Annotated in this window: 26 protein-coding genes and 1 riboswitch; of the genes, 17 read left to right on the top strand and 9 right to left on the bottom strand. The window is 36.2% G+C overall.

The annotated features are described in order from the left end of the window. Positions 1-12: 12 nt before the first annotated feature. The 4 genes from ACSG5Z_RS26365 to ACSG5Z_RS26350 form a co-directional block, all read right to left on the bottom strand. Entirely contained in the window at positions 13-495 is a 483-nt protein-coding gene (locus ACSG5Z_RS26365; protein WP_435712550.1) for a DUF4362 domain-containing protein, read from the bottom strand. A 107-nt stretch (positions 496-602) separates the two neighbouring features. Next, positions 603-767, bottom strand: coding sequence for a type II toxin-antitoxin system antitoxin (locus tag ACSG5Z_RS26360; RefSeq protein ID WP_001085171.1), 165 nt, complete (start codon positions 765-767; stop codon positions 603-605). Positions 768-783: 16 nt separating this feature from the next. Then, on the bottom strand, positions 784-1,629 hold the full coding sequence (locus ACSG5Z_RS26355; protein WP_000660682.1) for an SPFH domain-containing protein: 846 nt from the start codon (positions 1,627-1,629) through the stop codon (positions 784-786). 219 nt (positions 1,630-1,848) lie between these two features. After that, positions 1,849-2,226 (bottom strand): YgaP family membrane protein, encoded by a 378-nt coding sequence (locus ACSG5Z_RS26350; RefSeq protein WP_088609269.1) that lies wholly within the window; start codon positions 2,224-2,226, stop codon positions 1,849-1,851. Positions 2,227-2,564: 338 nt separating this feature from the next. Between ACSG5Z_RS26350 and pcrB the strand changes: the two genes are divergently transcribed. The 7 genes from pcrB to ACSG5Z_RS26315 all read left to right on the top strand — a co-directional run bounded on the left by pcrB (position 2,565) and on the right by ACSG5Z_RS26315 (position 11,662). Beyond that, a complete protein-coding gene (pcrB, locus tag ACSG5Z_RS26345) occupies positions 2,565-3,254 on the top strand; it encodes a heptaprenylglyceryl phosphate synthase (protein WP_000272092.1) in 690 nt (229 codons plus the stop codon). A gap of 12 nt (positions 3,255-3,266) precedes the next feature. Then, positions 3,267-5,516, top strand: a complete 2,250-nt coding sequence (gene pcrA / locus ACSG5Z_RS26340) for a DNA helicase PcrA (protein ID WP_435712547.1) — start codon at positions 3,267-3,269, stop codon at positions 5,514-5,516. Between the two features lie 15 nt (positions 5,517-5,531). Beyond that, on the top strand, positions 5,532-7,541 hold the full coding sequence (ligA, locus tag ACSG5Z_RS26335; RefSeq protein WP_435712545.1) for an NAD-dependent DNA ligase LigA: 2,010 nt from the start codon (positions 5,532-5,534) through the stop codon (positions 7,539-7,541). Positions 7,542-7,557: 16 nt separating this feature from the next. Further along, positions 7,558-8,751 carry a CamS family sex pheromone protein gene (locus tag ACSG5Z_RS26330; protein WP_435712544.1) on the top strand — a complete coding sequence of 398 codons (1,194 nt, stop codon included), beginning with the start codon at positions 7,558-7,560 and terminating at the stop codon, positions 8,749-8,751. 95 nt (positions 8,752-8,846) lie between these two features. After that, positions 8,847-9,617 (top strand): TSUP family transporter, encoded by a 771-nt coding sequence (locus ACSG5Z_RS26325; protein ID WP_435712542.1) that lies wholly within the window; start codon positions 8,847-8,849, stop codon positions 9,615-9,617. A gap of 153 nt (positions 9,618-9,770) precedes the next feature. After that, positions 9,771-11,318, top strand: coding sequence for an L-glutamate gamma-semialdehyde dehydrogenase (pruA, locus tag ACSG5Z_RS26320; protein ID WP_087982225.1), 1,548 nt, complete (start codon positions 9,771-9,773; stop codon positions 11,316-11,318). 194 nt (positions 11,319-11,512) lie between these two features. Then, entirely contained in the window at positions 11,513-11,662 is a 150-nt protein-coding gene (locus ACSG5Z_RS26315) for a hypothetical protein (protein WP_000521654.1), read from the top strand. A 232-nt stretch (positions 11,663-11,894) separates the two neighbouring features. On the opposite strand, the gene ACSG5Z_RS26310 is transcribed toward ACSG5Z_RS26315, so the two are convergent. Then, positions 11,895-12,458, bottom strand: coding sequence for a cysteine hydrolase family protein (locus tag ACSG5Z_RS26310; RefSeq protein ID WP_435712539.1), 564 nt, complete (start codon positions 12,456-12,458; stop codon positions 11,895-11,897). A 394-nt stretch (positions 12,459-12,852) separates the two neighbouring features. Further along, positions 12,853-12,959: riboswitch (SAM riboswitch) on the top strand. A gap of 124 nt (positions 12,960-13,083) precedes the next feature. Between ACSG5Z_RS26310 and ACSG5Z_RS26305 the strand changes: the two genes are divergently transcribed. The 3 genes from ACSG5Z_RS26305 to ACSG5Z_RS26295 are packed head-to-tail and all read left to right on the top strand — an operon-like array spanning position 13,084 to position 15,634. Continuing rightward, complete coding sequence (locus tag ACSG5Z_RS26305; RefSeq protein WP_046953719.1) at positions 13,084-14,103, top strand: methionine ABC transporter ATP-binding protein; 1,020 nt, start codon at positions 13,084-13,086, stop codon at positions 14,101-14,103. Next, on the top strand, positions 14,093-14,758 hold the full coding sequence (locus tag ACSG5Z_RS26300; RefSeq protein ID WP_001261880.1) for a methionine ABC transporter permease: 666 nt from the start codon (positions 14,093-14,095) through the stop codon (positions 14,756-14,758). The genes ACSG5Z_RS26305 and ACSG5Z_RS26300 overlap by 11 nt, the downstream gene beginning before the upstream one ends. 21 nt (positions 14,759-14,779) lie before the next feature. Continuing rightward, complete coding sequence (locus ACSG5Z_RS26295; protein WP_435712538.1) at positions 14,780-15,634, top strand: MetQ/NlpA family ABC transporter substrate-binding protein; 855 nt, start codon at positions 14,780-14,782, stop codon at positions 15,632-15,634. Positions 15,635-15,801: 167 nt separating this feature from the next. Here the strand turns inward: ACSG5Z_RS26295 and ACSG5Z_RS26290 are convergent, their stop codons facing one another. The 4 genes from ACSG5Z_RS26290 to ACSG5Z_RS26275 form a co-directional block, all read right to left on the bottom strand. Then, entirely contained in the window at positions 15,802-16,269 is a 468-nt protein-coding gene (locus tag ACSG5Z_RS26290; RefSeq protein ID WP_137036623.1) for an HXXEE domain-containing protein, read from the bottom strand. A gap of 61 nt (positions 16,270-16,330) precedes the next feature. Then, positions 16,331-16,522 carry a DUF3926 domain-containing protein gene (locus ACSG5Z_RS26285; protein WP_087982231.1) on the bottom strand — a complete coding sequence of 64 codons (192 nt, stop codon included), beginning with the start codon at positions 16,520-16,522 and terminating at the stop codon, positions 16,331-16,333. Next, positions 16,515-17,696, bottom strand: coding sequence for an ArsA family ATPase (locus tag ACSG5Z_RS26280; RefSeq protein WP_435712561.1), 1,182 nt, complete (start codon positions 17,694-17,696; stop codon positions 16,515-16,517). Before ACSG5Z_RS26280 ends, ACSG5Z_RS26285 begins: the two co-directional genes overlap by 8 nt. A gap of 75 nt (positions 17,697-17,771) precedes the next feature. Further along, the gene (locus ACSG5Z_RS26275) at positions 17,772-18,254 is read right to left on the bottom strand and encodes a MarR family winged helix-turn-helix transcriptional regulator (protein WP_000942477.1); all 483 of its coding nucleotides are present in this window, start codon (positions 18,252-18,254) and stop codon (positions 17,772-17,774) included. A gap of 231 nt (positions 18,255-18,485) precedes the next feature. Here ACSG5Z_RS26275 and ACSG5Z_RS26270 point away from each other — a divergent pair, with 231 nt between their 5' ends. The 7 genes from ACSG5Z_RS26270 (at position 18,486) to gabT (ending at position 25,848) form a co-directional block, all read left to right on the top strand. Continuing rightward, positions 18,486-18,722 carry a YiaA/YiaB family inner membrane protein gene (locus ACSG5Z_RS26270; RefSeq protein WP_001254393.1) on the top strand — a complete coding sequence of 79 codons (237 nt, stop codon included), beginning with the start codon at positions 18,486-18,488 and terminating at the stop codon, positions 18,720-18,722. 141 nt (positions 18,723-18,863) lie between these two features. Continuing rightward, positions 18,864-19,154, top strand: a complete 291-nt coding sequence (gene gatC, locus ACSG5Z_RS26265; RefSeq protein WP_000086999.1) for an Asp-tRNA(Asn)/Glu-tRNA(Gln) amidotransferase subunit GatC — start codon at positions 18,864-18,866, stop codon at positions 19,152-19,154. A 15-nt stretch (positions 19,155-19,169) separates the two neighbouring features. Beyond that, complete coding sequence (gene gatA / locus ACSG5Z_RS26260; protein WP_000051449.1) at positions 19,170-20,627, top strand: Asp-tRNA(Asn)/Glu-tRNA(Gln) amidotransferase subunit GatA; 1,458 nt, start codon at positions 19,170-19,172, stop codon at positions 20,625-20,627. Between the two features lie 14 nt (positions 20,628-20,641). After that, on the top strand, positions 20,642-22,069 hold the full coding sequence (gatB, locus tag ACSG5Z_RS26255; RefSeq protein ID WP_001047688.1) for an Asp-tRNA(Asn)/Glu-tRNA(Gln) amidotransferase subunit GatB: 1,428 nt from the start codon (positions 20,642-20,644) through the stop codon (positions 22,067-22,069). Between the two features lie 470 nt (positions 22,070-22,539). After that, entirely contained in the window at positions 22,540-23,445 is a 906-nt protein-coding gene (locus ACSG5Z_RS26250; RefSeq protein ID WP_000977669.1) for a diacylglycerol kinase, read from the top strand. A 137-nt stretch (positions 23,446-23,582) separates the two neighbouring features. Next, complete coding sequence (locus ACSG5Z_RS26245; protein ID WP_088080305.1) at positions 23,583-24,329, top strand: HAD family hydrolase; 747 nt, start codon at positions 23,583-23,585, stop codon at positions 24,327-24,329. A gap of 154 nt (positions 24,330-24,483) precedes the next feature. Continuing rightward, complete coding sequence (gene gabT, locus ACSG5Z_RS26240) at positions 24,484-25,848, top strand: 4-aminobutyrate--2-oxoglutarate transaminase (protein WP_435712534.1); 1,365 nt, start codon at positions 24,484-24,486, stop codon at positions 25,846-25,848. The last annotated feature ends 20 nt before the right edge of the window (positions 25,849-25,868 follow it).

Raw genomic sequence — 25,868 nt, 5'->3', positions numbered from 1 at the left:
TTTCTTATTATTTTATTTAGGAACTTTTATAAGATCAATAATGTCAGGGCATTGTAATTGATAAGTTATTGCTGTTGATGAAACTTTCTTTGAAATTTTTCGGCAACTACTATTGGAATATTGAATTTTTTTGTTTTCTGTATTTCGGTCGCTTGTTTTTGAGTAATCAACATCATAATACAAAGATGTTGTCTCTCTTCCTTTTTTTACTGTTAAATCTATGATGAGAGGCTCATCTTTTTCGTTAAATCGAGTGATGCGAATGGAGTGACTCTTATTTGAATTATATTTTTTAATGAAGATATCTAATTTTTCGATATTGTAAACTGTGTCATTCTTTTGAATGACATCACCATATTTTTCGGCGGTTTCAAAACTATATTCTTTATTGGATGTATCAATTGTTGGTCGTTTATTTGAGCAAGTGACAAGATTGAATGAGAGTAGTGCAATAAATAATAAACTCGTTTTTTTATAGTAATGTTTTATAGGCAAAGCGAACCACCTCTATTAATAATGTTATATTTGTATTTTTCGATATAATTACAAAGAAAACATCATCATTGTATTAAAAAATCCCGCTGATTTCTCAGCGGGATTTTTTATGCATCTTTATCTTTTTTCAATTTTCCTTTTTGCTTTGCCATTTCTCGAAGTAAATACTCGATGTGTGCATTGACGCTACGAAACTCATCATTCGCCCATTTTTCGATGACTGCGTGTAATTCAGGATCAATACGTAATGGAAAGCTTTTCTTTTTAGCCATAATGATTTACAACCCTTTAGTATAGGCTTCCTGTATTAATAACTGGTTGCGCACCTTTATCTGAAACGATGGCAACTAATAAGTTGTTCACCATATTTGCTTTACGCTCGTCATCTAATTCAAGTACGCCTTCCTCATCTAACATATGGATTGAATCTTTCGCCATCTTCACAGCACCTTCAACAATCTCTTTTCTAGCAGCTAATACTGCTTTTGCTTGTTGACGTTGTAGCATTGCATGGGCAATTTCTGTTGCGTAAGCTAAATGTGTTAAACGAGTTTCTAATACTTCTACGCCAGCGATTTCAAGGCGCGCTTCTAACTCACGTTTTAATTCTTCAGAGATTTCTTCAGTATTTCCTCGTAACGTGATGCAAGTTTCATCTTGGAAATTGTCATAAGGATATTTTGTTGCGACGTGGCGGATTGCTGTTTCACTTTGAATTTCTACAAATCGATCGTAATGTTCAACACCGAACATTGCTTTTGCAGAATCAACTACTTTATATACGATAACGGCTGCAATTTCAATTGGATTTCCCTCAATATCGTTTACTTTTAACTTCTTACTATTAAAGTTTTCAACACGTAACGATACAGTTTGACGGAATGCGAATGGAATTGTTAAAAATAAACCATTTTGACGAATTGTTCCTAAATAATTACCGAAAAACGTAATAACTTTTGCTTGGTTTGGTTGAACAATACCAATACCTGTAGCAAGAACGGCGGCTAAAATAATAGTTAATGCCGCTCCTATGAAAATTTCTTGTACAAGGAAAAATACACCGATAGCGGCTAAAATTAAAATCCCGATAATACCGAGAAAACCATTTACATAAAAAACTTGTTTTTCTTTCATATGATCGCCTCCTGATATAAAAATGATATCACTTTTATATCATTTTATGCAAGGGCTTTACACCTAATTTTCTGAAATTATTGATTAGGTATTTCTTATGTATATTTTGAGGTTTGAAATGAGAATGTATGTTCTATTTTGTGGTAAAATAAAGAAGACTTAACCGCCCACTGCAGCAGCTAAGTCCCTTTGAGAGCATCTTGCATCGTGACAAATGATTCAAAGCGGTTTTGCCAGGATTATATCTTCAATCGCTGACTCAATCTCTTTGTCAGAAGTGTCATAACTTCCATTTGACTTTGGTTTGTCGTGGTTGGAAGTTTGGTTCACTTCTTCTTTAGCATGTCCCTTTTCGGTAAAATTCATGCTAGGCATTTTAAATGCCCCCATATTCATGTATTTTCCGAATTTCCACATTTCAACAACGGGGCAGAAACGAACAATTCCCTCTGCGATTTTCATTGCACCAATCCATAGCAAGACGTTAGACCAAGTGCACCACGGCTTGCGTACAAGTTTAGCACTACTACAGCCGAAGAGGATAAGTCCGAGTGTAATTCGAATTAGGGCATTTATTGTACCGATGTTTTGCTTCATTAGAAAAACACTCCTTTTTATGAAAGTTGAAATAGATAATACTATTTCTCTTATTAGTATCCCGTGTGATTTTGGGGATATGTAATCCAACATTTGACGTTGAAAAAGATGTTGGAATGTGCGTGTGTGTAAGTAGCTTTTTTTGTTATAATGAAAGAATGCACAAAAGGAAGTTCAAAATTAAATCCTCTCGTTTGAAAAACTATGGAAGAGGGAATTCCAAACTTAATTCTCCGTTTTAAACAAATATTTAAGATGAAGTTAAAAAAATCCTGATGAAAATAAACTGTTATTTTGAGCAGAAATATATATAACTAGAGAAAAGAAAGGGTGTTTTCATGTACGATATTTCCGGGTGGAAACATGTATTTAAGCTTGATCCAAATAAGGAGTTAAGTGACGAACATTTAGAAATGATTTGTGAGTCTGGAACAGATGCTGTTATTGTAGGCGGAAGTGATGGAGTTACAATTGATAATGTATTACACATGCTAGTTAGCATTCGTAGATATGCAGTTCCTTGTGTGTTAGAGGTTTCTGATGTGGAAGCAATTACACCAGGATTTGATTTTTATTATATCCCAAGCGTTTTAAATAGCCGAAAGGTAGAATGGGTAACAGGTGTTCATCATGAGGCTTTGAAAGAATTTGGGGATATTATGGACTGGGACGAAATTTTCATGGAAGGGTATTGTGTTTTAAATCCGGAAGCGAAAGTAGCTCAGCTTACAGATGCGAAATGTGATGTAACAGAAGATGATGTAATTGCATACGCGCGTTTAGCAGACAAGCTATTACGTTTACCGATATTTTATTTAGAATATAGCGGTACGTATGGAGACGTTGAACTTGTTAAAAATGTAAAAGCAGAATTAAAACAAGCGAAGTTATATTATGGCGGCGGTATTTCTAATGCTGAACAAGCGAAGGAAATGGCACAATACGCTGATACAGTAGTGGTTGGGAATATTATTTATGATGATATAAAATCCGCGTTAAAAACAGTTAAAGCAGTAAAAGGAGAGTAGGTGCAGGCGTATATGAGTAAGACAGATAAGTTATTAAATGGTTTAAATCCGCAGCAACAAAAAGCAGTACAAACAACGAACGGACCACTTCTATTAATGGCAGGTGCAGGTAGTGGTAAAACACGTGTGTTAACACATCGTATTGCGTATTTACTTGGTGAAAAAGGTGTAGCGCCATGGAATGTACTAGCTATTACCTTTACAAATAAAGCGGCTCGAGAAATGCGCGAGCGTATTGATACACTTGTCGGACCAGAAGCAGAAGATATTTGGATTTCTACGTTCCACTCTATGTGTGTACGTATTTTACGACGTGATATCGATCGTATTGGTATTAATCGTAACTTTACAATCTTAGATTCAGGCGATCAGTTAACTGTAGTCAAAAAAATTATGAAAGAGCGCAATATTGATCCGAAGAAATTTGAGCCACGCTCTATTTTAGCTGGTATTAGTAATGCGAAAAATGAATTGTTATCTGCAGATAAATATGCGAAAAAAATTACAATCGCTGATCCATATGAAAAATTAACGAGTGATGTATATACAGAATATCAAAAACGTCTTCTGAAAAATAACTCATTAGACTTTGATGATTTAATTATGACAACGATTCAGCTATTTGAACGTGTTCCAGAAGTACTAGAGTTTTATCAGCGTAAGTTCCAATATATTCACGTGGATGAGTATCAAGATACGAACAAAGCGCAGTACCTTCTTGTAAAACATTTAGCAGCACGTTTTAAAAATTTATGTGTTGTAGGTGACTCAGATCAGTCTATTTACCGCTGGCGTGGGGCTGACATTTCTAACATTTTGTCATTCGAAAAAGACTATGAGAATGCGCAAGTTATTCTGTTAGAACAAAACTATCGTTCGTCACAAAATATTTTAAATGCAGCGAATGCTGTTATTGAAAAAAATTCAAACCGTAAACCGAAAAAATTATGGACAGACAATCAAGTTGGAAGCAAAATCTCATATTACCGTGCTGCGACGGAAAAAGACGAAGCATATTTTGTTGCGAAAAAAATTCGTGACGATATTCAAATGGGAAAACGAAAATATACGGACTTTGCAGTATTATATCGTACAAATGCCCAGTCTCGTATGGTCGAGGAGATTTTCCTGAAATCTAATATTCCTTACAAAATTGTCGGCGGTACGAAGTTCTACGATCGTAAAGAGATTAAAGATATTTTGGCGTATTTACGTTTAATTGGGAATCCAGATGATGAGATTAGTTTCGCACGTATTATTAACATGCCAAAGCGCGGAATTGGTGCGACTTCTATCGATAAAATTATTAATTACGGTGTACAAAATGGAATTTCATTAACTGCTGTATTCGATGAGATTGAGCATGTTGGTGTAAGTGCAAAAATAACAAAGGCAGTAAAAGAATTCGCAGGTCTATTACACAACTGGGTAAATATGCAAGAGTATTTATCTGTTACAGAATTGGTAGAAGAAGTTATTGAAAAAACAGGCTATCGCGATATGTTGAAAAACGAGCGTACTTTAGAAGCAGAAGGTCGTTTAGAGAACTTAGATGAGTTTTTATCTGTTACGCAAACATTTGAATCTCAAAGCGAAGATAAGAGCCTTGTTGCATTCTTAACAGACTTAGCGCTTGTTGCTGATATTGATCGTGTCGATGAAGATCCAACTGCGGGTGAGGAAGTTATTTTAATGACGATGCACTCAGCGAAAGGGTTAGAGTTCCCAGTTGTCTTTATTGTTGGGTTAGAGGAAGGAATATTCCCACATACTCGTTCTCTAATGGAAGAAGATGAAATGCAAGAAGAGCGTCGCCTTGCTTATGTAGGTATTACTCGTGCAGAAGAAGAGTTATATTTATCCAATGCACAAATGCGTACTTTATTTGGTAGAACAAGTATGAACGCTGCTTCTCGATTTATTACAGAAATCCCGGCAGAGCTAGTAGAATCGTTAAATGAAACAGCGCCAAAGCGTGAAACTTCGTTTGGTGCAAAAGGAAGAACGACAAGTACAAGTAGAATGACAACTACAACCACAACACGCTCTCGTTCAGCTTTCGTGCGTCCTGCAGCTAAGACGACAGGTGGCGAGCAAATTGGCTGGGCAGTAGGCGATAAAGCTTCCCACCAAAAATGGGGAGTCGGTACAGTTGTCAGTGTAAAAGGTGAAGGTGATGCAAAAGAATTAGATATTGCGTTCCCAAGCCCAATTGGTGTTAAACGTTTGTTAGCAAAATTTGCACCTGTGACGAAACAATAGGAAAGGAATGAGGATATGTCAAAAGAGATAGCAAAACAACGTATAGAAGAACTGCGTGATTTGTTAAATACATTTAATTATCAGTATCACGTATTAGACAATCCTTCTGTTTCTGATGCGGAGTATGACCGTAATATGCAGGAGCTTATAAAATTAGAAGCAGAGAATCCAGAGTTTATGAGTGAAGACTCTCCCTCCATTCGCGTTGGGGGAACTGTTCTAGATATATTTGAAAAAGTAACACATAAGTCACCGATGTTAAGTTTAGGAAATGCATTTAACGAAGGAGATTTACGTGATTTCGACCGACGAGTACGCCAAGGAATTGATGATGCGAATGTAAGATATATATGCGAATTAAAAATTGACGGACTTGCTGTTTCACTTCATTATGAAAAAGGACGCTTCATTCAAGGGGCAACGCGTGGTGATGGTGTAACAGGTGAAGATATTACTCAAAATTTAAAAACGATTAAAGCGATCCCGCTCCGTTTAAATGAAGAAGTAACATTAGAAGCACGAGGCGAAGTTTATATGCCGAAGCGTTCATTCGTTAAGTTAAATGAAGAAAAAGAACAAAATGGTGAAGATGTATTTGCGAATCCGCGTAATGCGGCAGCAGGTTCAATACGCCAACTTGATCCAAAAATTGCAGCGAAGCGTAACTTATCTATGTTTGTGTACGGTCTTGCGAATGTAGAAGAAAAAACAATTCCATCACATAGTGAATCGCTTGATTTCTTAGGTGAACTTGGATTCAAAACAAATCCAAATCGTCGTACATGTGAAACAATCGAAGAAGTTATAGCTTATGTAGAAGAATGGCAAGAAAAACGCCCGCATCTTGATTATGAGATCGATGGAATCGTTATAAAAGTGGATGATGTTGCTCTTCAAGAAAGTTTAGGAACTACAGCAAAGAGTCCAAGATGGGCGATTGCTTATAAATTCCCGGCTGAAGAAGTTGTAACAAGATTAACAGGCATTGAATTAAGTGTTGGTCGCACAGGGGTTGTAACACCGACTGCAGAGCTAGAGGCAGTGCGAGTGGCTGGTACTATCGTTCGTCGTGCCTCTTTACATAACGAAGATTTAATTCGTGAAAAAGACATTCGAATTGGTGACTATGTTGTTGTGAAGAAGGCCGGAGATATTATTCCTGAAGTTGTGAACGTTATTTTTGATAAGCGTACTGGTGAGGAAGAAGAATATCATATGCCAACGCATTGCCCAGCATGTGAGAGTGAACTAGTTCGTTTAGAAGAAGAGGTAGCACTTCGCTGTATAAATCCAACTTGTCCGGCTCAAATTCGAGAAGGATTAATCCATTTCGTTTCAAGAAATGCAATGAATATTGATGGACTTGGAGAACGTGTCATTACACAACTCTTTGATGCTGATTATATTCGTACATTCGCTGATTTATATTCGTTGACGAAAGAGCAATTATTGCAGTTAGAACGATTCGGTGAAAAATCAGCAACGAATTTAGTACAAGCAATTGAGAATTCTAAAGAAAACTCATTAGAGCGATTATTATTCGGTCTTGGTATTCGCCATGTCGGAGCGAAAGCAGCCCGTACATTTGCAGAGCATTTTGAAACGATGGATGCGCTTGTGAAAGCAACGGAAGAAGAACTAAAAGCAATTAATGAAATTGGTGAAAAAATGGCTCAATCTGTCGTGACGTATTTTGATAATGAAGACGTATTAGAGTTATTACAACAATTTAAAGAGTATGGCGTGAATATGGCATACAAAGGTATAAAAATGGCTGATTTACAAAATGTTGAATCTTGCTTCGCAGGAAAAACTGTCGTTTTAACAGGTAAATTAGAAGTTATGGGACGTAGTGAAGCGAAGAAGAAGATTGAGGCATTAGGTGGAAAAGTCACAGGAAGTGTTAGTAAAAGTACGGATTTAGTTGTTGCAGGTGAAGCGGCAGGTTCGAAATTAGCACAAGCAGAGAAGCATAATGTTGAGGTTTGGAATGAAGAGAGGTTCTTACAAGAGCTAAATAAGTAAGAGGTGCAAACTTACCATGAAAAAAATAGCATTAGCGGTATTAAGCCTTGGCCTACTCGTAAGTGGGTGTAGTGCAGGTGCCGATAAAGATGAAAAAGTGGTTGAGAAATCGGGGAAAGCAAAAGAACAAGCAATCGTTCCGAAGTACGCTATTTCGGATGAATATTATAAGGCGACTATTCCATTTGAAGCAGGAGCTGCACGCGGATTAGTTGTACAAGGATTAAGTAATCGTCTTGATATAGATGAATTTGAAACAGGATTAATGCGTATTGCAAAAGAATCCTTTAGTACGAAAGATCATTTCTTTAAAGGTGGAGATGTTCTAGATACTCAAAATGTGCAGATGCTTGTTAAAAGAAAGCGTACAGATGCTGAACAAAAGGAACTAGAGGACAAATTAAAAAAAGATGCAGTTAAATTTCCAAACATTGGGTTAAACCCAGCGTTAGGTGGAGGATCTGAATCATTAGAGGCAAAAAATAAAAAAAATCCAATATATATTTCAAATATTTTAGAGCATGATTATTATGTGAAAAAAGGCGAAACAGATGAGCGCAAAGGCATAGTAGTTGGTTTAGCGATGAATTCGGTTCATTATTACGAGGAAGAGCATGGTTATCCGCGTGAGGCTGAAATTGAGCAAGAAAAAATGTTAGCGGAAGGGAAAAAAATGGCGCAAGAAGTCTTGAAATTTATGCATCAAAGACAGCCTGCAACAAAAAATCTTCCGATAACATTTGCAATTTATCGTCAGGCTCCAAAGGCTTCACTCGTGCCAGGTAACTTTGTTTCTTATGCAAATGTCGAAAAAGGCAGTGAAACGGTTGAGGATTGGAAACAAATTAATGAGAACTATTATTTGTTCCCATCTGAACAAGCGAAAACAGATAATAAACGTGAAGATCTGGCGAGAGTATCAAACTTTAAAGCAAAACTAGGGGATTATTTCCAAGGAGACTATACAGCTGTTATCGGTACTGGTATGTATAGAGATGATGAATTAAGAGAAATAAAGCTTGATATTCCTGTCCAGTTTAATGGGAAAGCAGAAATAATTGGTTTTACACAATATGTAGCCGGGCTTGTTATGGAATACTTCCCGAATTATATGAAAGTACAAGTAACGATTAAATCTGTAGAACGTCCAGAAGCGATTATTATACGTGAAGCGAAGCAAGATGAACCATTTGTGAAAATTTTAGATTAAATAGAAGGGCCGTTCCTTTGTGGAACGGCTTTTTTTCTTAGGTAATTTTGTTATAATTTAAAATGTTATAAATAATGGGGCAAGGGGTAAAGCACATGGACGAATTAAGTTTTCAAGTCATTATTTTATTAATTGCATTCGGCTTTTTAGCAGCTTTTATTGATTCAGTTGTTGGCGGTGGAGGATTAATCTCGCTTCCGGCACTTATGTTTGTTGGTTTGCCACCAGCTTCGGCAATTGCAACGAATAAATTAGCTGCAACGATGGGGACGTTTACGAGTGCAGTTTATTTTATTCGATCAGGAAAGGTCGATTTTAAAATTGTAGGAAAGTTAATCCCGTTAACTGTTATAGGAGCGGTCGCAGGCACTTTAGTAGTAAAGTTTATTCCGCCGGATATTTTACGTCCGTTAGTGCTTGTGATGTTGGTGTTTATTGCCATTTATATTATTGCAAAAAAGGATTGGGGAAGTGTATCTACCTATAAGAAGATGACGAAAAGAAAAACATTAATATTTTTCTTTGTTATTTTAATGATAGGGTTTTACGATGGTTTTTTTGGACCAGGGACAGGATCCTTTTTAATTTTTGCATTTTTATTAGTTGGTTTGGATTTTATTCAAGCGGCAGCATCTGGAAAACTTTTGAACTTTGTTAGTAATATCGTATCTTTAATTACTTTTTTATTTTTAGACGTAATTCATTTTGAATACGGTATTATTATGGGATTGTCGATGATTTTTGGCGCTTATTTTGGATCGAAGTTTGCAGTACAAAAAGGTGTTGGATATGTAAGAACTTTATTTTTGTTAGTAACTATTTTATTGATTGGAAAAAACATTTTGGAATATACTCATATTTTGTAGAGTTATACGTATGTATAACTCTATTTTTTTATTATATTTTAAAAATTTATTAATTTTTAAAATATAAGTCTAGGAATATTTGAATAAATCTAAATTATCGTGTAGAATAATGTTGTAAAATGTAAACGTTTTTCTAAGGGGAGGCTAAAAAGAATGGTAGTAGCATACAAACATGAGCCATTTACAGATTTTTCAGTGGAGGCTAACAAATTAGCGTTTGAAGAAGGTTTAAAGAAAGTAGAATCTTATCTTGGACAAGACTATCCATTAATTATTGGAGGAGAAAAAATCACTACAGAAGACAAAATTGTTTCTGTAAACCCTGCAAATAAAGAGGAACTTGTTGGTCGCGTTTCAAAAGCAAGCCGTGAGTTAGCTGAAAAAGCAATGCAAGTAGCGGATGAAACATTCCAAACTTGGAGAAAATCAAAGCCAGAAATGCGTGCAGACATTTTATTCCGTGCTGCAGCAATCGTTCGTCGCAGAAAGCATGAATTCTCTGCTATTCTTGTAAAAGAAGCAGGTAAACCGTGGAATGAGGCAGATGCTGATACAGCAGAAGCAATCGACTTTATGGAATATTATGGTCGTCAAATGTTAAAATTAAAAGACGGAATTCCAGTAGAAAGCCGTCCAATTGAATATAATCGTTTCTCTTACATTCCATTAGGAGTAGGTGTTATCATTTCTCCTTGGAACTTCCCATTCGCAATTATGGCAGGTATGACAACAGCTGCTTTAGTTTCTGGTAACACAGTATTACTAAAACCAGCTAGTACAACTCCTGTAGTAGCAGCTAAATTCATGGAAGTATTAGAAGAAGCTGGCTTACCAGCTGGCGTAGTAAACTTCGTTCCAGGTAATGGTTCTGAAGTTGGTGACTACTTAGTAGATCACCCTCGTACACGTTTCGTGAGCTTCACTGGATCTCGTGATGTAGGTATCCGTATTTATGAGCGTGCAGCGAAAGTAAACCCAGGCCAAATTTGGTTAAAACGCGTTATCGCTGAAATGGGTGGTAAAGATACAATCGTTGTTGATAAAGAAGCAGATCTTGAATTAGCAGCTAAATCTATCGTAGCATCAGCATTCGGATTCTCAGGACAAAAATGTTCTGCATGTTCTCGTGCAGTAATCCATGAAGATGTATACGATTACGTATTAAATCGTGCTGTTGAATTAACGAAAGAATTAACAGTTGCTAATCCAGCTGTTTTAGGTACAAACATGGGTCCTGTTAATGACCAAGCTGCATTTGATAAAGTGATGAGCTATGTTGCAATTGGTAAAGAAGAAGGTAGAATCTTAACAGGTGGCGAAGGAGACGATTCTAAAGGCTGGTTCATCCAACCAACAATCGTTGCTGACGTTGCAGAAGATGCTCGCTTAATGAAAGAAGAAATCTTCGGACCAGTAGTAGCATTCTGTAAAGCAAAAGACTTTGATCATGCACTTGCAATTGCAAACAATACAGAATACGGTTTAACAGGTGCTGTTGTTACTAATAACCGTGACCATATTGAAAAAGCACGTGAAGAATTCCATGTGGGTAACTTATACTTCAACCGTGGATGTACTGGTGCAATCGTAGGTTACCAACCATTCGGTGGCTTTAACATGTCTGGTACAGACTCTAAAGCTGGTGGCCCTGACTACTTAGCACTTCACATGCAAGCAAAAACTACTTCTGAAACTTTATAAGAAATAGTAGAAGAGATCTTCGCAGTCTGCGAAGATCTCTTTTTTTTTTTTTTTTTTGAAAAAATTTCTATATATGGATTAAGATAGATATAAGTAGAGAAACTAATAATGTAATAAGGTTTACTTCAGTAAATAAGGTATATTATATTTGTTGAATAGATTCTCTTTAAAGACAAGAAAAGTAGGTGAACAAAGTGGGAAAATATCAATTGGATTACAAAAGTCAGGTATCTGTGGCAAAGTTTCATGAAAAACAGACGCCTGCCAAATTTGATAAAAAGCAGCAAATTGAAAAATTGCGTGCGGAGTATTTGAAAAAGAAGCAAAAACAAACAGATAAATAATATGTTACGTTTTTGATAGGAGAAACTAGTTCTAATTACCGTATATTACCATTCGATAATTAGAACTAGCTAAATCCTATTAATATCGGGATAAACATGTAAATAGAAACAAAACAATGAGAAAAGTTGACTTATTAGTCATATTTTTTAGTATTCATTTTAAGGATTTCCTGTATAATACAATTTGAAAGAAAATCTATGGTTTGACAAGAAACACTCTTTTCGGTTTTGCTCACTGAAGGGAGTGTTTTTTTGTAGCCACAAACTCCTCTGTACTCATTATAGTTGCGTATACTCCATTTAAACTAGCCAAAATTGTGTTATGAATATAAACGGCTGGTATAGTAGCATTCTTAAAAGAAAGATCTTTTGTAGCACAAGCATCATGTATAACGGTACATGGAAAGCCGAAATCAAAAGCAGCCCTTACGGTAGCATCAATACACATATGAGTCATCATCCCGCATATGACGACGTGCTCAATGTCTAAACGTTGTAATTGTTCTAGAAGATCAGTTTCGCGAAAACTATTTGGATAATGTTTGAGTATAACGGTTTCTTCTCTAAGTGGACGTACGCTTTCATGAATATGTACACCCTCTGTATTGGGTAGGAAAAAAGTAGCGTCATCTTTTATTGCTACATGTTGGATATGAAAAATAGGTTCGTTTTTCGTTCTAAAGAGTTGTAGCAGCTGACGAGCATATTTGCTTGCTTCTATTGGATTACGCAATTCCATCTTTCCGTGTTGAAAATAATCATTTTGAATATCAACGAGTAAAAGAGCTGTTTTCATATATTTATCTTCCTCCGGTTTCATATTCAAATAATGGTATTCAATTTATCCGACATTAACGGGCAGTAAAACTCCCACCTCAAAATTAGGCTGGAGCAAAGAAGTTAGGTGGGAGATCAACTGTCCGTAAATGTCCGATTGGTTCAACTAATAATCAGTGGGGGATGAACAAAACCCCCACTGATTATAGTTTCACTTTATAGAGAGGATTCTCCTTTTAAAAAAATATGAAGGAGAAGAATTTTACATAACTTTAAAAAGCAATATTATATTGTGATTTTTTATTTGAAAATTTTAATAGAGAAATAATTAATATTTTTCTGAAAAATGTATTGACTCTTATTATTCTGAGTTCTATAATGAGAATTAATTAAACGACAATTAAATCGATACATTCTTATCCAGAGAGGTGGAGGGACTGGCCCTACGATACCTCAGCAACGGGTTTTTTAATACCGTGCTAACTCCAGCAAGCCTTATAAAAGGCTTGGAAGATGAGAAGATGTGACCGAGTACATATAAGTGCTCTCCTTCTTAATCTTTACGGTTGATAAGAAGGAGAGCACTTTTTATTTTACCTCGAAAGCTCTACTTCAAGTTTTTACAGCATATAGGAGGCGAAAAAATGATTTCTTTTAACAACGTAAGTAAAGTATATGAATCAGGTGGGCAATCTGTTCATGCGGTGGAGGATGTAACATTATCAGTTGAGAAGGGCGAAATTTTTGGCATTATCGGTTTTAGTGGCGCTGGAAAGAGTACGTTATTACGCCTAGTAAATATGTTAGAGAGACCAACGGCGGGAACGATTTCAATAGATGATAAAGATATTACATCACTATCGACGAAAGAATTACGGAAGCTAAGACAAAGAATCGGGATGATTTTTCAAAGTTTTAATTTATTTAATTCAAGAACAGTGTTTGGGAATATTGCTTATCCATTAAGGTTAGCGAAAGTACCAAAAAATGAGATAAAAGAAAGAGTAAATGAACTGCTAAAGTTTGTAGGATTAGAAGATAAAGCAAACTATTATCCAGAGCAACTATCAGGCGGACAAAAGCAGCGTGTTGGCATTGCAAGAGCACTTGCAACATCGCCAGACATTCTTATATGTGATGAGGCAACATCAGCTTTAGATCCAGAAACAACGACAGAAATTTTGAACTTATTAAAGAAAGTAAATCGAGAATACAATGTAACAATTCTTCTTATTACACATGAAATGCATGTTGTGAAAGAAATTTGTCACCGTGTAGCTGTAATGGAGAAGGGAAAGGTTATTGAAGAAGGAAAACTGTTTGATGTTTTCACACAACCAAAAACAAAGACAACTCAAAACTTTGTACGCTCCATCATTAATGATCATTTACCGGAAAGTGTTCTAGGGAAAATTCAAAATGGTGGACAGATTTATCGCTTAACATTTACTGGGGAAGAGACAGGGCAGCCGGTACTATCATATATCGCGAAAAACTATAACGTCGATGTAAACGTACTGTACGGAAATATTATTGAACTTCAAAATGTGCTATTTGGAAATCTACTTGTAGAACTGCAAGGTGAGCAGAAAGAAATTCAAAAAGCATTACAACATCTAAGACTGCAAGTGCAGCTGAAGGAGGTAGAAGCTCATGCGAGTTGATTGGAGTATATTTTGGCCTCGCATAGTAGATGCGACGGGGGATACCCTCTTAATGGTAATCGTAACCCTTATATTTGCTACAATTCTTGGTATACCTCTAGGTTTACTGTTATATGTAACGAGGAAAGGAAACTTTTTAGAAAATAAATGGGTCTTTTCTATTCTTAATATCATTATTAATACAATTCGTCCGGTTCCATTCATCATCTTCTTAGTAGCTTTAAGCCCACTAACAAGAAGTGTTATCGGAACGACGATTGGAACAGCAGCAGCAATCTTTCCAATGACGTTAGTTGCGTCAATTGGTATTGCTAGAATGGTTGAAACAAATCTTGTTTCAGTTCCAAAGGGAGTCATTGAAGCAGCTCAAGCGATGGGTGCTTCACCATTTAGAATTGTTTTTGAAATTCTTGTACCAGAAGCGTTAGCGCCATTGATTTTAGGTGTTACGTTTATGACAGTTGGTTTAATTGAATTTTCTGCAGTTGCTGGGCTTGTCGGTGGTGGCGGTCTTGGTGACTTAGCGATGACATATGGTTATCAACGTTTTGATACATCAGTTATGTTCGTAACGGTCGTTTTACTTATTATTCTCGTACAGGTAGCTCAAAATTTAGGAAACTACTTTGCGAAAGTCTTTTTACGTAGATCATAAAAAGGAAGAGGGGAAAAGAAAATGAAGAAAATTTTAGCATTTGCATTATCAGCGATTGTAGGAATTTCAGCGTTAAGCGGCTGCTCAAGTGGAGACACGGGGGCAGGAGCAAAAGAGAAAGTAGTTCGCGTTGGCGTAACCGGAACAGATGGAGACGCTTGGGAAATTTTAAAGAAAAAAACTGAAAAAGAGGGAATTAAAATTAAACTGGTTGAGTTCTCTGATTACACAACGCCAAATAAAGCGTTAGCTGATGGAGATATTGAACTAAACTCATTCCAGCACGTTGCTTTCTTAGAGCAATTTAAAAAAGAGCATAAGTTAGATATTACAGCTGTCGGTACAACGCAAATTGCACCAATGGGCTTATACTCTGAAAAATATAAGAAGGCAAATGAAATTCCAGATGGTTCAGAAATTGCGATTCCAAATGATCCAACGAACCAAGCTCGTGCATTAAAACTTCTTGATGCAGCTGGATTATTAAAGCTTAAGAAAGACTTTGGCTTATTCGGAGATCCAAGTGGCATTGCTGAAAATCCGAAGAAGTTAAAAATTACACCGGTTATCGCACAGCAAACACCTCGTGTATTAAAAGATGTTGCAGCTTCAGTTATTAATAACGGTGTTGCTGGTCAAGCTGGATTAGATCCAGCGAAGGATCCAATTTTCTTAGAAGATCCAAAGAATGAAAATGCGAAGCCATATATTAATATTTTCGCAGCTCGTACAAAAGATAAAGATGATCCAACACTGAAAAAAGTAATTGAACTATATCATTCAAAAGAAGTAACAGATGCAATTAAGAAAGAAACAAATGATGGTTCCATTTCAGTAGATCTTTCACTTGAGGAGCTTGAAAAAATCGTAAAATAATTATCGGGTTTAACGATTAACAGTAGGAACCCCTCCGCTGTTAGCTCGTTCAACATATAATCTACTTAACAAACAAAACCCTAATTTTGTACCTTCCAATTCTGTATAACGTAGAATCCAATGTTTGTTAAGTAGAGTGATGGACCAGGAGTTTTCCTGGTCTTTTTTTATGAATGAAAGTAGCTAGCGAATAGTAAGGTAATCCAAATTATAAAAGGGTAAGCAAATAAGCTGAAAATGAGTGTAATTACGAATTGTTTTTTATGAATGAGGTGTTTTTCGAATGAAAAAAAGAAAATAGAAAAAATCATAATGAAAACGGCTGATATTACGCCAGGATTATATGAACGATAAATGAAAAACAAAATAATATGTTGAACAGAGTTGAAGAATATCGCCCCCTGTATAAAAATAATCCAGTATATAGAAGACAAGAAGTTTAGTTGATATAGAAAGACGATAAGTAAGACAAAGATTGTTAATACGAAAATCGCAATGAAAAATTGTCGGCTTGTTATAAAATGAATTGAAAATTGATTAGCAAGATATTGTGGCATTTGAAAAGATTCTTCAAGGTTATGAACGAAAAATAATAAAGGAATGATCCAGAGTATAATAGTGGAATGTTTTTTCATCAACTTACATCACTCCAATAAAATATAGAAAGCCTAAAAAAGGCCCTCTATACAGGGATAGTTATTCAATTATGATACTTTTTAAATTATCCTCATGATGCTCTTGTTTTTTCGGATAAGTAGCTAGTTCCTCTTGCAAAATGTTTAGTGCTTGCTTAGCTGATTGCTGGATTGGGGCAGGTAACTCTTCTAATATATTCATACCGACTTTTATTTTTGTACGAATTACCTTCCTTAGTAGTTCCTCACGCATGTACTACACCTCCAAATCGAATGTTTAGTACATCATCTTCGAATTTTGCTCCTTGAATAGAAAGGTGTGTTAACGTTTTGGGTAATGTGATGTTCCGTTTCACAGAACCTGAACGAATGATAAGTTCATCACCTTTTTGATTTAATGAAAGTTCACTTTTATTTGAGAAGGGAATGGATAATACAAAAATATATTCATCGCCATCTTTTGTTACATATTGAGTGCGACCGTTAAATTTCACTTCCGTAGGAGAAGAATCTGATTTAAATAAAGCATCTCCTACACGCTCTAACATAGACAAACCGACAACCTCTTGTTCAAACATAGGAGCTTCGTAAATAGGAAGCGGCTGAAAACTATCTTGAATCAATGTTTTATATTTCTTTTGAGTATCTTTCCATGCTTGAAAATAAGGATCGGTGACAGTGTTAGGGATGACGCGATTAATCATAATGGCATCCACGTTATAATCGTATAAGTTTAAATACGTAAAGCTGCGCTGAGCTTCTTTAATGACCATCTTTTCAGGATTTACAACGATGCGGATACTTGTTATGTCTCGGTTTGATAAAATATCTCTCATTTCTCCAAGTTGTTCAAGTGTATTCGTTAATTCGTCCATAATATCATCGGTTGGAAGGGGGACACCAAGAAGTGGTTGAGCTACAGGACGAACAACTTTTAAAACTTTTCTTTTAATAGGAAATAATTTTTCCATCCACCAGCCGAGCATGTCTGGAAAGCTGAGCATTGCTAATGTTTCTCCTGTTGGAGCACAATCAATGATAATAACATCATATGTGTTTTGTTTATAATAATCGAGTACGCGAAGTAAGCTAATTAAATCTTCCATACCAGGAAACATTGTTAATTCTTCTGTTGTAATATCATCAGCTGCTTTGAAAGTGAAGAGTACTGTAATATATTTCTGTAATTTCCCCCAGCCTTTTTCCATCTCATAAATCGTATTAATTTCTTGTGCCCACAAATTTTCACGAATTGCTAATGGCTCAGAAGATAGCTTTATACCAAATGAATCTCCTAAACTATGAGCAGGATCTGTACTCATTACTAATGTTTTTAACCCTTGTTTTGCGCTTTGAAGTGCTGTTGCTGCTGAAATGCTAGTTTTTCCTACGCCGCCTTTACCTGTATACAAAATAATTCTCATTATTCTATCCCCTTTGTTTCGAGTATCGAATATTACGAGTTCCGAAATAAAATGTTGAATAAAAACCCAACTAGGGTTTTATTCAATCGGAATGTTTTTCATTTTAGGTGTAGAAACCTTTTCTTCTGTTTTTTGCTGTGACGTAGCAATGTGATTCATAATCTTTTGGAAGATTTGTAGTAAGAATGCTTTTTCTTCTTCTGATAATGCTTCTGTCACTAGGTTAAAGTAATGGGCTGCATTTTGTTTTACTTCTTGAACGAGCATTACGCCGTTTTCTGTTAAACGAATTAATACAATGCGTCGGTCGTTTTCATCACGGTACCTTTCAATATATCCCTTTTTTACGAGGCGATTTACAACACCTGTCGTTGTACTCATCGGTATATCAAGAAGGTCAGCGATTTTTGTCATTGTAATATCTGTATTTCGCTCCATCCAAAGTAAACAAAATACTTCTGTTTTAGAAAGTGTTAAATCTAGGCTTACCCATTCTTCAGGATAAAAAAGTTTCTTGGCGTTATCTAGCAGTAAGTCTAAAAAATGTTCGTATTGCAACAATTATTTCCACTCCCGTATATTTCGAGGTTCGTAATATTTGTTTTTATTTTATGCAGAATTGAAATAAATGTCAATATTTTTAACTGTTTTTTCAGATTAGACAGAAAACTAACTTTAAAATAGCATTCTTTTATGATAGATTTATAAATATAAAACTAGAATTTACATAAAAATCCATCATAGTAAATATACTTATCTATAATGGATGTACAGCTAACGAGGGGGAGAACAATGAGAAGACGTAATACGCAAGCGTTCACGTTTTTAGCATGGACTTCATTTGTTTGTGCACTTTCAGGTATGCTAATTGGAATTTATACGTTAGATGAAACGCTTAGTGTAAAAGGATATTATTTAATTGGAACATTATTTTTAACGATGTCTTGTTTTGTATTACAAAAAACAATTCGTGATAATGAAGAAGATAACGAGAGATTTCCGAAAAATAAACCGTTAGATAAAGAGTAAATCGTAAAGAAAGGCATTCGCCTTTCTTTTTTTATGTAAAAATGCAGTAAGTGCCGTGTGTTGACTTGCTTGAAGTACTGAAAATTTGGTATCATCAATAGTATTGTAGATTGAACGATATATTATGGAGGTGGCCTAGCCGTGTCAAGAATTTCCGTTGAGAATGTAAAGCACGTAGCACATTTAGCACGTCTTGCAATTACTGATCAAGAAGCTGAAAAATTTCAAAAACAACTAGATGCAATTGTTACATTTGCAGAACAGTTAAATGAATTAGATACAACTGATGTAAAACCAACAACTCATGTATTAACTATGAAAAATGTTATGCGTGAAGATGTACCAGAAAAAGGTTTACCAGTCGAAGAAGTATTAAAAAATGCACCGGATCACAAAGATAATCAAATCCGTGTTCCAGCAGTATTAGAATAGAGGAGGGGAATTTCGATGTCATTATTTGATCATTCCGTATCAGAGTTACATAAGAAGTTAAACAACAAAGAAATTTCCGTTACGGATTTAGTAGAAGAATCTTACAAACGTATTGCGGATGTTGAAGATAACGTAAAAGCTTTTCTTACATTAGATGAAGAAAACGCACGCGCGAAAGCGAAAGAATTAGACGCGAAAATTGGTGCTGAAGATAATGGTTTATTATTCGGTATGCCAATTGGTGTAAAAGATAACATTGTAACTAACGGTCTTCGTACAACTTGTGCGAGCAAAATGTTAGCAAACTTTGATCCAATTTATGATGCAACAGTTGTGCAAAAGTTAAAAGCTGCTGACACAGTTACAATAGGTAAGTTAAATATGGACGAGTTCGCAATGGGTTCTTCAAATGAAAATTCAGGTTTCTACGCTACGAAAAATCCATGGAACTTAGATTACGTTCCAGGCGGATCTAGTGGTGGTTCTGCAGCAGCTGTAGCAGCAGGAGAAGTATTATTCTCTCTAGGTTCTGATACGGGTGGTTCTATCCGTCAGCCAGCTGCATATTGCGGCGTTGTAGGTTTAAAACCAACTTACGGACGCGTATCTCGTTACGGATTAGTAGCATTCGCATCTTCACTTGACCAAATCGGACCGATTACACGTACAGTAGAAGATAATGCATACTTATTACAAGCTATTTCAGGTATTGACCGTATGGATGCAACTTCTGCTAACGTTGAAGTAGGAAACTACTTAGCTGGTTTAACAGGCGACGTTAAAGGTTTACGCATTGCTGTACCGAAAGAATACTTAGGAGAAGGTGTTGGCGAAGAAGCTCGTGAGTCAGTACTAGCTGCTTTAAAAGTATTAGAAGGTATGGGCGCAACTTGGGAGGAAGTATCTCTTCCGCACTCTAAATACGCTCTAGCAACGTATTACTTATTATCTTCTTCTGAAGCATCTGCTAACCTTTCACGCTTTGATGGCGTACGTTACGGTGTTCGTTCTGATAATGTAAATAATTTATTAGACCTTTACAAAAACACACGTAGCGAAGGTTTTGGTGATGAAGTAAAACGTCGTATTATGCTTGGTACATTTGCACTTAGCTCTGGTTACTATGATGCATACTACAAGAAAGCACAACAAGTACGTACATTAATTAAAAACGACTTTGAAAATGTATTTGCTAACTACGATGTTATTATTGGACCAACAACGCCAACTCCGGCATTTAAAGTGGGCGAAAAAGTTGATGATCCAATGACAATGTATGCAAATGACATTTTAACAATCCCAGTAAACTTAGCGGGTGTTCCAGCGATTTCTGTTCCATGTGGATTCGGTGCTAACAACATGCCACTTGGTCTACAAATCATTGGTAAACACTTTGATGAAGCGACAATTTACCGCGTTGCACATGCGTTTGAGCAAGCAACAGACTATCATACAAAAAAAGCAAGTCTGTAAGGAGGCGAGCATAGATGAATTTAGAAACAATTATTGGTTTAGAGGTTCACGTTGAGTTAAAAACAAATTCGAAAATTTTCTCTGCGAGTCCAACAGAATTCGGAGCGGAGCCAAATACACAAACAAGTGTAATTGACTTAGGATACCCAGGGGTACTTCCTACTTTAAATAAAGAAGCAGTTAACTTTGCAATGAAAGCTGCAATGGCATTAAACTGTGAAATCGCAACGGAAACGAAGTTCGACCGTAAAAACTATTTCTACCCAGATAATCCGAAAGCTTACCAAATTTCTCAATTCGATAAGCCAATTGGTGAAAATGGTTGGATTGAAATTGAAGTAGACGGTAAAAAGAAACGTATCGGTATTACACGTCTTCATTTAGAAGAAGATGCTGGTAAATCAACGCATACAGCTGATGGTTCATTAGTAGATTACAATCGTCAAGGTATGCCTTTAATCGAGATCGTATCTGAGCCAGATATGCGTACGCCAGAAGAAGCATATGCATACTTAGAGAAGTTAAAATCAATCATTCAATACACTGGCGTATCTGATTGTAAGATGGAAGAAGGTTCCTTGCGTTGTGATGCGAACATTTCCCTTCGTCCAGTTGGACAAGAGAAGTTCGGTACAAAAGCGGAACTGAAAAACTTAAACTCATTCACTTACGTACAAAAAGGTCTTGAGCACGAGCAAGTGCGCCAAGAGAAAGAATTGTTATCTGGTGGTATCATCCAACAAGAAACACGTCGTTATGATGAAGCAACGAAGAAAACAATCTTAATGCGTGTGAAAGAGGGATCTGACGATTACCGTTACTTCCCAGAGCCAGACTTAGTTGAACTTTACATCGATGATGAGTGGAAAGAAGAAATTCGTGCTTCGATTCCAGAACTTCCAGATGCACGTAAAGCTCGCTACGTTGCAGAAATTGGCTTACCAGCTTATGATGCACACGTATTAACATTAACGAAAGAGATGTCTGATTTCTTTGAAGCAGCAATTGAAGATGGAGCAGATGCGAAACTAACATCAAACTGGTTAATGGGTGAAGTGCTTGCATACTTAAACAAGCAACAAAAAGAATTAAAAGACGTTGCATTAACGCCTGCTGGTTTATCTAAAATGGTTCAATTAATTGAAAAAGGTACAATTTCTTCTAAAATCGCGAAGAAAGTATTTAACGAGTTAATTGAAAAAGGTGGAGACCCAGAGGAAATCGTTAAAGCAAAAGGTCTTGTTCAAATTTCTGACGAGGGTACACTTCGTAAAGTTGTAACAGAAATTCTTGATAATAATGAGCAATCTATCGAAGACTTTAAAAACGGTAAAGACCGTGCAATTGGCTTCTTAGTTGGTCAAATTATGAAAGCTACAAAAGGACAAGCAAATCCGCCGCTTGTTAACAAAATCTTACTTGAAGAGATTAATAAGCGATAATAATAGTAACTTGTAAAGATTAAGCAGAAAAACACCCGTACATGGGTGTTTTTCTAGGTTAATCAAACGTTTGTTTAAATGAGAGAAGATCGTTTAAACAAACGTTTGATTAACTGTCAAAAGTGTAAAAATGTTTGTATAGCAACTATGGTATGATAGTTGCAAAAAGGTGGGAATAATGATAAATCTAGACATAGAGGTTTTTTTCATCTCATGAAATAATAGATAATTATTATTCGTTATATGTAAATTGTTGTGAGGAAATAGATGGACATAAATTTTTTGTCAAATAAAACAAAACCATTGAAATGAATATTTACTTTTGATGGACTACACGAATCGGGTTCTTACTGCCTGTTTGAGCGAGATAAAAGAAGGATAGGAAGATGAGAGGAGGTAGGCATGGGAATACTGAATAGAAGTTCGGTATGTTCTTTTTCAATATATAAAGAAATTTCCTGTGCTAATAAATGATGAAGCGAGCAAGAATTATTTATAATCCTACTTCTGGGCGCGAGCTATTTAAGAAGAGCTTACCGGAAGTATTACAAAAATTAGAACAAGCTGGATATGAAGCGTCTTGTCATGCGACAACTGGTCCTGGAGATGCGACTGTGGCAGCGAGGCAAGCTGCGGATCGTAAGTTTGATGTTGTTATCGCAGCTGGTGGTGATGGTACATTAAATGAAGTGGTGAACGGCTTAGTAGGACATGAACATCGTCCAAAGTTTGGAATTATTCCAGTTGGAACGACAAATGATTTTGCGCGTGCGATCGGTGTACCTCGTGCTATTGAAGAGGCTGCGGATATTATTTGTGAAGGGAAAACAGTTCCGTTAGATCTTGGTAGAGCGAATGATACATATTTCATTAATATCGCTGGTGGCGGCCGTATTACAGAATTAACATATGAAGTGCCAAGCAAGCTAAAGACGGTATTAGGCCAACTTGCTTACTATTTAAAAGGAATCGAAATGTTACCGTCATTACATCCAACATATGTTGAAATTGAGTATGATGGGAAATTACTACAAGAAGAAATTACGATGTTTTTAATTACGAATACTCGTTCAGTGGGCGGCTTTGAAAAGGTAGCACCATATGCATCGATTAACGATGGATTATTTGATTTATTAGTACTGAAAAAAGGTTCTATTGCTGACTTAATTAAAGCAGCAACACAAGCGCAGCGTGGTGAACATATTAACAATCCAAAAGTACTATACACACAAGCAAATCGAATTAAAGTGCATTCACCAGATAAACTAATGATTAACTTAGACGGTGAATACGGTGGAGATGCACCGATGGAATTCGAAAATATATATCATTGTCTTGAACTATTTGTTCCTGAACAACAAGAGGATGCCCTGTAAAGGCATCCTTTTTATTATATAGAGGAATTGTAAATTGGAAGTTAGTTTGATTTTTATGGTATTTTTACAATTCGTTTATTTTATATCCATACTTTATTGATACACTGGAGGAGATAAGAAACGAGAGGTAGGATGCTATGGAGAAGGTAAAGGCAATACTATTTGATAAAGATGGGACATTAATGGATTTTCATTCAATTTGGATAAAAGTGGCTGAAGAGCTTGTCGCTGAATGTATAAAATTATATCAACTCCCACAGTCAATGCAGCAGGCTTTATTAAAAGAAATCGGTGTGGATGGGGCATTTGTTCATCCTCGTAGTGCAATAGCTGCCGGAACAAGCCTCGATGTAGCAAAGGGGCTTTGTAAGTATATTACGTCATCTAAGGAAGAGGAAATGCATGAGTGGGTAAGTGAAAAATTATTTTCTCTTATGTATGAACACCGCTCCTATATGAAAATGACGGCGGATTTACCGAGGATTTTACAAGGTTTAAAGGATAGAGGATTTATTTTAGGTGTTGTGACAGCTGATGATTTTGCACCAACAGAATTATTTTTGAAACAATATCAATTAGAGTCCTTTTTTGATTATGTTGTAGCTTCAGATACATTTCCGGCACAAAAACCAGATAAAAGAATTGTAGAATCTTTTTGTGAGAAGTTTCATTTAGAAGCATGTGAAGTAGCCGTCGTTGGAGATACACCAACTGATTTATATTTAGCGAGAAATGGTGGCAATTGCTATGCAATTGGAGTACTGTCTGGTACAGGAGATCGTCAAACGTTAGAACCACTTGCGGATTTGGTAGTACAATCTGTTGGGGAGTTTATTTCTCATTCGGGTGAGTTGATTTGGGAACAAGGAAAGTCTAATGTGTAAGAAAAATAAGTCTATAAGGACTCTTAATGAGTCTTTATAGACTTATTTTTTATGTCGACATAGAAGGTATGCAGGATGAATGCTGGGAAAGAACGTTGGCATACATTTTGCAATGAAAAGAGAAAACAATGTAAAGAAAAGGATGGGGTACGTAATGAACACAAAAAAATTTGCTAAAGTAAATGAACAAATTCCTGGACCGAAAGCAGCGTCTTTATTAGAACGCCGCCAAAATATAGTACCAAAAGGAGTAAGTAACGGCATCCCAACGTTTGTACAATCTGCAAATGGTTCTCTTGTAACAGATGTTGATGGCAATCAGTACATTGATTTCGCGGGAGCAATCGGAACAATTAACGTAGGGCATTGTCATCCAGCTGTTAAAGAGGCGCTCCATAAACAAGTAGATCAATACATTCATACTGGATTTAATGTCATGATGTATGAGCCATATATTGAATTAGCAGAAAAACTTGCGGCATTAGCGCCGGGAAGTTTTGATAAGCAAGTACTATTTTTAAATAGTGGTGCAGAAGCGGTTGAGAACGCTGTGAAAATCGCTCGTAAATATACAAAAAGACCTGGTATTATCGCATTTTCTAAAGGATTCCATGGGCGTACATTAATGACAATGACGATGACAAGTAAAGTAAAACCATATAAATTTGGATTTGGTCCATTTGCGCCTGAAGTCTATAAAGCACCATTCCCGTACGAATATCGCCGCCCAGAAGGATTAACGGAAGAGCAGTACGATGACTTTATTATTGAAGAGTTTAAGAATTTCTTCATATCAGAAGTAGCACCAGAAACAATTGCAGCCGTTGTAATGGAACCTGTTCAAGGGGAAGGCGGATTTATCGTTCCAAGTAAGAAGTTTGTGCAAGAAGTACGCAATATTTGTTCAGAACACGGCATCTTATTTGTAGCGGATGAAATTCAAACAGGATTTAGTCGTACAGGAAAATATTTTGCCATTGATCATTATGATGTCGTTCCAGATTTAATTACGGTATCTAAATCATTAGGCGCTGGTGTACCGATTAGTGGTGTTATTGGGCGCAAGGAAATTATGAATGAGTCTGCGCCGGGAGAGCTTGGTGGAACGTATGCAGGAAGCCCACTAGGATGTGCAGCAGCATTAGCAGTGCTTGATGTAATAGAAAAAGAGAATTTAAATGATAGAGCGATAGAATTAGGAAAAGTTGTAATGAATCGATTCGAAGAGATGAAAAATAAATATAATTGCATCGGTGATGTGCGTGGTTTAGGAGCAATGTGTGCATTCGAGCTCGTTCAAGATCGGAAGACGAAAGCACCTGATAAAACGTTAACAGCTAATTTGTGCGCAGAGGCAAATAAACGCGGATTACTCCTACTATCAGCAGGGACATACGGTAATGTTATTCGTGTGTTAATGCCATTAGTTATTACAGGTGAGCAACTTGAAGAAGGATTAAATATAATTGAAGAATCATTGCAAGTCTGTTATGAGAAAGCAAATACTGCTCGTGTTTAAAAGTTAAATAATAAATCGCA

It is taken from the genome of Bacillus pretiosus (assembly GCF_051294775.1).
Lineage (GTDB): Bacteria > Bacillota > Bacilli > Bacillales > Bacillaceae_G > Bacillus_A > Bacillus_A wiedmannii.
The sequence above is the reverse complement of the archived record's forward strand: the minus strand, read 5'-3'. Positions and strand labels throughout refer to the sequence as shown.